The 779-nt window shown below is 30.6% G+C and carries 1 protein-coding gene; it reads right to left on the bottom strand.

Translation table 11 applies throughout. From position 1 onward, the window contains the following. The coding region (locus tag OIF36_00510) for a hypothetical protein (protein ID MCV6598954.1) at window positions 1-628 on the bottom strand (628 nt) is incomplete at its 3' end. Between the last annotated feature and the right edge of the window lie 151 nt (window positions 629-779).

The raw sequence follows: 779 nt of genomic DNA on the forward strand, positions 1-779 counted from the left end.
TCTTATCAACTAACGCACTATTTTCTTCAATGAAGGCATCTAGTTCAGATTGATTTTTTAACTTAAAAACATATAATGAAGAAGCGTTTAATCTAATAATATTTGCTAGACTGCGATATTTTTGTGTAGAAAGCACCAAATTTATTGCTTGATGTCTCCCTCGTGTTGCAAGCGAATGAAGCAATTTTGAATGACGGACAAAAGTTAAATCATCGGCATGGTCGTCTATCACAATAAGAATACTATGTAATTTTTTTATATTATGGTCTTTCATATAAGTTATTATTTTAGTTTGTGTATCTATCACTCTTTCTAGTTCTTCAGGATTATAATGTTCATAATATAGTTGCTCTTTAGTATCATCTACTTTCATTTCTTTTCTAATATATTTTTTTACTTCAACAAAAGTAGGGTCAGTATTCACACTTGGACTGAAGATAAAAATACGACTAAAGCAATCTCTATAAACATCTAAAATAAGATTTTGGATGAGGACTGTCTTGCCACCAGTGGATGAAGCAACAATGATACTTCTAAAGGGTATTTTTGGAACATGAGGATACTTGCTTTGTTTATACTCATATTCGGTTATGTTTCTTGGTTTTACTATTGGCACTGAATTATTCATAATATAAATTATTTAGAAAATAAAATATATTTATTTATATTGAAGGAAATCTTTCTTACTAGCATGGGTGCTTTTAAGAATTGGAACAGTTGCTTCAGTCCGCAGAAGTCGTTAATTAGTTTCCTGATTTCGTCCCCTATGCTACAGACAG

The organism is Alphaproteobacteria bacterium (assembly GCA_025800285.1).
In the GTDB taxonomy this organism is placed as follows: Bacteria; Pseudomonadota; Alphaproteobacteria; order JAOXRX01; family JAOXRX01; genus JAOXRX01.